1 rRNA gene is annotated in these 579 nt (G+C 51.8%); it reads left to right on the forward strand.

What is annotated here, in order from left to right:
- Nucleotides 1-579: ribosomal RNA gene (locus tag RH99_RS18070) — 16S ribosomal RNA — on the forward strand; the annotation flags it as partial.

Consider the following 579-nt stretch of genomic DNA (forward strand, 5'->3'; position numbering starts at 1 on the left):
TTAAAACTCAAAGGAATTGACGGGGGCCCGCACAAGCAGCGGAGCATGTGGTTTAATTCGAAGCAACGCGAAGAACCTTACCTAGACTTGACATCTCCTGAATAGCGTAGAGATACGTGAAGCCCTTCGGGGCAGGAAGACAGGTGGTGCATGGTTGTCGTCAGCTCGTGTCGTGAGATGTTGGGTTAAGTCCCGCAACGAGCGCAACCCTTATCATTAGTTGCTACCATTAAGTTGAGCACTCTAGTGAGACTGCCCGGGTTAACCGGGAGGAAGGCGGGGATGACGTCAAATCATCATGCCCCTTATGTCTAGGGCTACACACGTGCTACAATGGTGAGAACAACGAGATGCAATACCGCGAGGTGGAGCCAAACTTGAAAACTCATCCCAGTTCGGATTGTAGGCTGAAATTCGCCTACATGAAGTTGGAGTTGCTAGTAATCGCGAATCAGAATGTCGCGGTGAATACGTTCCCGGGCCTTGTACACACCGCCCGTCACACCATGAGAGCTGGTAACACCCGAAGTCCGTGAGGTAACCTTTATAGGGGCCAGCGGCCGAAGGTGGGATTAGTGA

Origin of the sequence: Clostridium arbusti SL206 (assembly GCF_000246895.1) — a bacterium.
GTDB classification, from domain to species: Bacteria; Bacillota; Clostridia; order Clostridiales; family Clostridiaceae; genus Clostridium_I; species Clostridium_I arbusti.